Here is a 6,048-nt window from a genome sequence, read left to right on the forward strand (position 1 = left end):
GAATGCGGATGTCTCGGGGGCGGCGCTCAGCCGCGGCTGCCCGTGTACCAGGCGAAGGCGCCGTAGATGATCAAAGCGGCGGCGATGACCCCCATGATCACGACGGTGTAGCGCGGGAAGCCCTGCTTGTGGAACGAGTAGGTGCCTCCGGCCATGAAGGCTCCCAGCGCCATGACGATGACGGCCCAGCTCATGCGTCGCTCTCCTCCTGACCAGCGGTCTGCGCGTCCCGCGCGGCGAGGGCGGCGTCCAGTCGGCCCGTGCGCGGCAGCGTCTCGAGCCAGTTGCGCAGCAGCTGGAGTCCCGCCTGGCCCGACTTCTCCGGGTGGAACTGCGTGGCGGACAGTGCCCCGTTCTCCACGGCGGCGATGAAGGGGCTTCCGTGGCGCGACCAGGTGACCTGCGGCGGAAGCATGTGCTCGCTGTTCTGCTCGAACTCCCACTTCAGCACGCCGAAGGAGTGCACGAAGTAGAAGCGCTCCTGCTCGATGCCGCGGAAGAGCACGCTGGACTCGGGCGGCTCGACCGTGTTCCAGCCCATGTGCGGGACGATCGGGGCGTCCAGCCGCTCGACCGTGCCGGGCCACTGGCCTAGGCCCTCGGTCTCCGTGCCGTGCTCCACGCCGCGCTCGAACAGGACCTGCAGCCCGACGCAGATGCCCAGGACCGGGCGCCCGCCCATGAGCCGGCGCTCGATCAGACGCACCGCGCCGATCTTGCGCAGGCCCTCGGCCACCGCCTCGTAGGCGCCCACTCCGGGAACGAGCAGGCCGTCGGCGCCGGAGACCAGCTCCGGGTCGCGCGTGAGCAGGACGCGGGCACCGGCCTCCTCGAGCGCGCGGACGGCCGAGCGGACGTTGCCGGCACCATAGTCGAGCACGACCACGGACGGCGCCGACGAGGCCGGCTCCTGCGGCAGCGGCTCCCCCACGGTGTGCGGCGCGGGGATCGTGCGGCCCTTGTCGTCGACCGCGTCCTCCGGGCGGCGGATCACAGCGCGCCCTTGGTCGAGGGGATGCCGGTGACGCGCGGGTCGGGCTCGACGGCGGCGCGCAGCGCACGGGCCAGGGCCTTGAACTGGGCCTCGACGATGTGATGCGGATCCCGCCCGCGCACCAGCTCCATGTGCAGGCAGATCCCGGCGTGATGAGTCAGCGACTCGAAGACGTGCTGGGTCATGGAGCCGGTGAAGTGCCCGCCGATCAAGTGGTACTGCTGGCCCTCGGGCTCGCCGATGTGCACGCAGTACGGGCGCCCGGAGACGTCGACGACGGCGTGGGCCAGCGCCTCGTCCAGCGGCACGGAGGCCTCGCCGAAGCGGGCGATCCCGCGCTTGTCGCCGAGGGCGGTGCGCAGGCACTCGCCGATCACGATCGCGGTGTCCTCCACGACGTGGTGGACGTCGATGTGGGTGTCGCCGGTGGCCTGGACCGTCAGGTCGATCAGCGAGTGCTTGGACAGCGCCGTGAGCATGTGGTCGTAGAACGGCACGCTGGTCGAGATCGAGTGCTGGCCGGTGCCGTCAAGGTTCAGCTCGACGCGGATGCTGGATTCCGACGTCACGCGCTCGAGCGAGGCGGTGCGTGCGCCGTCGCTCGCTGCGGTGGTGGGCTGATCGCTCATGATGGGGCCTCCTGCGGCGGGATGGGGATTCTGTGCCGGGCCGACGTGCGAGGGCGTCAGCGGCGGGCGGTTCAGCGGTTCGCGGGGTCCTGCTCTGTCTCGGAGTCCTTCGCAGCGGCGGACCGGTCCTCCAGGTGCGCGCGGACGCCGTCGAGGAACGCGGTGGTCTCCTCCTCGGTGCCGGCGGTGACGCGCAGGTGCCCGGGGATGCCGACGTCGCGGATCAGGACGCCTCGATCCAGCAGGTCCTGCCACAGGGCCGGGGCGTCGATGCCGCCGCCGAAGAACACGAAGTTGGAGTCCGATTCCGCCGGGTCCAGCTCCAACCGCTTGAGGTCATCGACGATCCGGTCGCGCTGCATGCGGATGTCGGCGACGTCGGCGAGCAGAGTCGTGCGATGGCGCAGGGCCGCCAGAGCGGTCGCCTGGGTCACCGCGGAGAGGTGATACGGCAGGCGCACCAGACGCACGGCATCGGCGATCTCCGGTGCGGCGGCGAAGTAGCCGATCCGCGCACCGGCCAGGGCGAAGGCCTTGGACATGGTGCGGCTGACGACCAGGCGCGGACGGCCTTCGAGCAGGCGCAGCGCGGTGCGCTCCGGGAAGCGGGAGAACTCGGCATAGGCCTCATCGACCACCACCACGGTGTTCGACTCCTCGCCGGCGCGGTAGACGGCATCGACGACGTCGTCCTCCAGCGCGGTGCCCGTGGGGTTGTTGGGCGAGCACAGCAGCACGATGCTCGGGCGGTGCTCGCGCACCTGTGCGGCGGCCGATTCGGCGCTGAGCGTGAAGTCCTCGGCGCGCACGCCCGGGATGAACTCCGTGTTCGTGCCGGCTGAGAGCAGCGGGTACATGGAGTAGGACGGCACGAAGGCCAGCACACGACGACCGGGGCCGCCGAAGGCCTGCATGAGCTGCTGGAGGATCTCGTTGGAGCCGTTGGCGGCCCAGATGTTGTCCTGGTCCAGGCTGTGGCCCAGGTATTCGGCCAGCTCGCGGCGCAGCTGCGTGAACTCGCGGTCCGGGTAGCGGTTGAGGGTTCCCACGACCCGCGAGACCTCGGCGACGATGGCGTCCTGGACGTCCTGCGGCACCGGATGCGTGTTCTCGTTGGTGTTCAGGGCGATGGGGACGTCGATCTGCGGCGCCCCGTAGGGGGACTTGCCGCGCAGGTCGTGGCGCAGGGGAAGCGACGCGAGCCGTTCGGCTCGCGTGGCGCCCTCGGTGCTGGGTGTCGCGCTCTGAGAAGTCACCAGGACAGTCTACGAGGCGCGGACGGGGCCTCCAGCATCCGACGGCGGCCGAACCCACCGCCCTCCGGCTCAGGCCGCGGGAACCAGCACCTGCTGGCCCGGGGAGACCTGGGCGGAGTCCAGCTCGTTGAGCTCGACGATCTGCAGGACGACGTCCCGGGTGTCGCGCTGCGGCTCGGCCTGCTGAGCGACCTCCCAAAGGCTCTGACCGGGCTGGACGGTCACGGAGTCGACCCCGGGACCCTCGGCCGGCTCGGTTCCGGCGGTGACGTGGGAGGGTGCGATCAGCACGACCAGCAGTGCGGCCGCGGCCAGCACGCCGAGCATGGTCGGCAGGCCGATCAGCAGCAGCCGCCCGCGGCGGGTCAGGCGCATGGGCGAGGACGCGGATCGCGCCGGTGCGGAGGCCTCCGGCTCCTTCACGGCGGGCAGGGTCCGAGTCTGCGGTGCAGCTGCGCGACCGCCCGGAATGACGCGCAGAGCCGGACGGCGCCCCTCCGACTCCTTGAGCCGCGCAGCGGGGCGTCGGCGCAGGGCGGGCACGGCGGAGGAGAGCTCCTGCGCGAAGGCACGGCCCCCGCTGCGCAGGGCGCTGACGAGGGGGATGCTGCCGGTGGAGGACGAGTGCGACAGGACAGCGGTGCTGATCACGGACATGGGATGCACTCCTTCTTGCCGAGGGACGGACGGTGACAGGCGGTGCGGGTGGTGGCCGCTCCCGTGTTTGAACCTGTGTCGGATTCGAGACCCGATCCCGGTTCTCGAATACGTGTTCGAACTGCTTGCGACCATTTCTAGCACCTGTGTACGACTCATGTCGAGACACGATCGAACAGATGTTTGAAGGTGACGTCCGGCTCACGTAGCCTCAGAGAAAGGACTGTGCAGGTCGGAGGCCCTGGCGGGGCCTCGAGGACGAGTCAACGCAACCGCTCAGACAGCACAAGGCGGCCACGGCGCGGCGCGAGCGCGTCGCCGCGGCCCAGCACGCAGCGCACCCGGCGATCCGGAGGCGCCCATCGACGGAAGACGAGGACGGACATGGCAGCCAGCGGCACCGGTCGCACGCAGCGCGGCTCAGGCGGCACGGCCCGGGCGACGGGCTCCGAGTCCTCCCGGCGCAAGGGCCTGACCCCGCGGCAGCGCACGATCCTGGAGGTCATCCAGCGCGCCGTCGCCGCCCACGGCTATCCCCCGTCCATGCGCGAGATCGGCGACCTGGTGGGCCTGAAGTCCCTGTCGAGCGTGACCCACCAGCTCAATCAGCTCGAGCGGCAGGGCTACCTGCGCCGCGACCCCAAGCGCCCGCGCGCCCTCGAGGTCCTGGTGCCCCTGCATCTGCTTGGCGATCCCGAGGCGGAGGCCGCCTCCGCCGTCGCCGAGGCTCCGGCCGCATCGGAGGCGCCGGAGCTGGACGACGACCTGCCGTCGATCGGCTCCGCGGACGTCTCGTTCGTGCCGCTCGTCGGCAGGATCGCCGCCGGCACCCCGATCACCGCCGAGCAGCAGGTCGAGGACCGCATGGCCCTGCCGCGCCAGCTCACCGGCCACGGCGAGCTGTTCATGCTGCGGGTCTCCGGCGACTCCATGATCGATGCCGCCATCTGCGACGGCGACTGGGTCGTGGTGCGCGCTCAGGCTACCGCCGAGAACGGGGAGATCGTGGCGGCCCTGCTGGACGACGAGGCCACGGTGAAGACCTTCCGCCAGCGCGACGGACACACCTGGCTGCTTCCTCAGAACTCGCAGTACGAGCCGATCCTGGGCGACCACGCCACGGTGATGGGCAAGGTCGTCTCGGTCCTGCGCAGCCTCTGAACACGCAGATCACCGCCATGACGAGCGGCTGAGGACGGATCCGTCCTCAGCCGTTCGTCGCTCATCCCCTGCCTGTCACAGCAGCCCGATCCACTGCCAGTACGTGGCCGAGAACAGCAGGATGCGCAGGTAGCCGGCGATCGTCGGCGGGATGCCGGTGCGCAGGAACAGCTGCGTGGTGAGCGCGCCCGTGCCGTAGGCGAGCATGTTCTGCGGGGCGGAGATCGGCAGCAGGAATCCGAAGCAGATCAGGAACTGCATGATCAGCACGAAGCCCACGCCCTCGCCGGGCAGGTCCGGGATCGACACGGCCAGGGCGATGAACACCGGGATCAGCGCGCTCGACATGGACGTGGCCGAGGCGAATCCCAGGTGGATCAGGATCGTGAACGCGCCGACGATCGCGATGATCGCGAGCACCGGCAGACCCGTGATCCCGAGCCCGTCGAACACGGCCGCCGACTGCCATGCCGCCGCGCCGGTCTCCAGCAGCACGGATCCCAGCGAGATGCCGACCGCGAAGACCACGAGCGTCCCCCAGCTCACGAGCTCCTCCACGGTCTCCCAGGAGTAGACCCCGATGCGCGGCAGCAGCATGACGCCGATGGCGCACAGTGTCACGGTGGTGGCGTCGATGTCGTGCAGCGAGCCCTGGGTGGACCAGAAGGCCAGCAGGATGACGGCCACAGCCGCCAGGCGCTTCTCCGCCCCGGTCATGGGCCCGAGCTCCGTCAGGGACTTCTGGACGATCTCGCGGCCGCCCTCCAGACGGTCGATCTCGGGCTTGATGGTGGCCCGCATCACGAAGTAGAGCACCACGGACATCACCGCAGCCCAGGGAGCGCCGGCGGCGAACCACTGCGGCCAGGAGATCGTGACCCCCCATGGACTCCTGGATGAATCCGACGGCCACGAGGTTCTGAGCTGCGGCGGTCTGCACGCCGATGTTCCAGATCGAGATCGACTGCGCCGCGGTGATGACCATGAGCGCGCCCAGCCGGGACTCGGTCGTGGCCTGCATGCCCGCAGCCAGCGCCAGCGCCACCGCCGAGGAGCCGAAGCCGGCGAGGGCGCAGCCCAGGGCATCGCTGGTCCCCAGCGCCTCCCCCCGAGCCGTCAGGTGCCGGCGACGCTCAGCCGATCAGAGGTCGGCATCAGCACGACGACGGCCAGCACGATGATCGCCAGCCCCAGCCACACCGGGCGCATGCTCAGGTGGGCCTTGCGGGAATGCGGTCCGCGGGACTTCTCGGAGCGCAGCTCGGCGGTGACGCGCTCCTCCGAGCGGGCCTTCTGCCCTGCCTTGGCCCGTCGACGCGCCGCCGTCCGCAGCCGGGACGGATTCCCCCCC

General features: G+C 70.6%; 7 protein-coding genes and 1 pseudogene. 1 reads left to right on the forward strand and 7 read right to left on the reverse strand.

The window, feature by feature from the left end; all coding sequences use genetic code 11:
* Positions 1-26: 26 nt before the first annotated feature.
* The 5 genes from FFS25_RS12100 to FFS25_RS13865 form a co-directional block, all read right to left on the reverse strand.
* Positions 27-194, reverse strand: a complete 168-nt coding sequence (locus FFS25_RS12100; protein WP_137803089.1) for a CG2302 family histidine operon protein — start codon at positions 192-194, stop codon at positions 27-29.
* Complete coding sequence (gene hisH / locus FFS25_RS12105) at positions 191-949, reverse strand: imidazole glycerol phosphate synthase subunit HisH (RefSeq protein WP_171004204.1); 759 nt, start codon at positions 947-949, stop codon at positions 191-193. Before hisH ends, FFS25_RS12100 begins: the two co-directional genes overlap by 4 nt.
* A gap of 41 nt (positions 950-990) precedes the next feature.
* Positions 991-1,623: an imidazoleglycerol-phosphate dehydratase HisB gene (gene hisB / locus FFS25_RS12110; RefSeq protein WP_137803090.1), complete on the reverse strand. Its 633-nt coding sequence runs from the start codon at positions 1,621-1,623 to the stop codon at positions 991-993.
* A gap of 71 nt (positions 1,624-1,694) precedes the next feature.
* Entirely contained in the window at positions 1,695-2,879 is a 1,185-nt protein-coding gene (locus tag FFS25_RS12115; RefSeq protein ID WP_137803091.1) for a histidinol-phosphate transaminase, read from the reverse strand.
* Positions 2,880-2,948: 69 nt separating this feature from the next.
* Entirely contained in the window at positions 2,949-3,536 is a 588-nt protein-coding gene (locus FFS25_RS13865) for a LysM peptidoglycan-binding domain-containing protein (protein WP_006214513.1), read from the reverse strand.
* A gap of 384 nt (positions 3,537-3,920) precedes the next feature.
* On the opposite strand from FFS25_RS13865, the gene lexA reads away from it, so the two are divergent.
* Complete coding sequence (gene lexA / locus FFS25_RS12125) at positions 3,921-4,697, forward strand: transcriptional repressor LexA (protein ID WP_235586845.1); 777 nt, start codon at positions 3,921-3,923, stop codon at positions 4,695-4,697.
* 75 nt (positions 4,698-4,772) lie between these two features.
* On the opposite strand, the gene FFS25_RS13870 is transcribed toward lexA, so the two are convergent.
* Both FFS25_RS13870 and FFS25_RS13880 read right to left on the reverse strand, forming a co-directional pair.
* Positions 4,773-5,783, reverse strand: coding sequence for an SLC13 family permease (locus tag FFS25_RS13870; protein WP_349654435.1), 1,011 nt, complete (start codon positions 5,781-5,783; stop codon positions 4,773-4,775).
* Between the two features lie 30 nt (positions 5,784-5,813).
* A pseudogene (locus FFS25_RS13880) lies at positions 5,814-6,048 on the reverse strand (hypothetical protein); the annotation flags it as partial.

This window comes from Kocuria sp. 2SI (assembly GCF_005502825.1).
Classification (GTDB): domain Bacteria; phylum Actinomycetota; class Actinomycetes; order Actinomycetales; family Micrococcaceae; genus Kocuria; species Kocuria palustris.